This is a genomic window from Pseudomonas sp. PME37.24/025 (genome assembly GCF_055556615.1).
The window spans coordinates 1-263 of the sequence record NZ_JBVHNK010000291.1 but is presented as its reverse complement, the minus strand read 5'-3'; the positions used below and the strand labels follow the sequence as shown (position 1 = coordinate 263).

Annotated in this window: 1 protein-coding gene; it reads right to left on the bottom strand. The window is 63.1% G+C overall.

All coding sequences use genetic code 11. From position 1 onward, the window contains the following. The coding region (locus ACZ3HH_RS30430) for a YcbK family protein (protein ID WP_465810348.1) at positions 1–248 on the bottom strand (248 nt) is incomplete at its 3' end. Positions 249–263: the final 15 nt, after the last annotated feature.

Here is a 263-nt window from a genome sequence, read left to right as displayed (position 1 = left end):
AGCGGTACGTCGGGGAACATGACGTCCATCGCCTTGCCGAGGATGTGCCGGCTCTCGCTCGCCTGCCCGCCGACCGTGCGGCGCAGCATGTCGTTGGTGGCGCGCGAGCGATAGGCGGAGATGACGTGGATGGGCTCCTTGGAGCCGAGTTCGTGATGGATCTCCCACACGAGATCGATCAGATCCGGATCCATGTTGGCTTTCTCGTCGCGACGCCAATCGCGCAGGATCCAGTTGATCTTGTCCATCGCCTCGGGGATTCG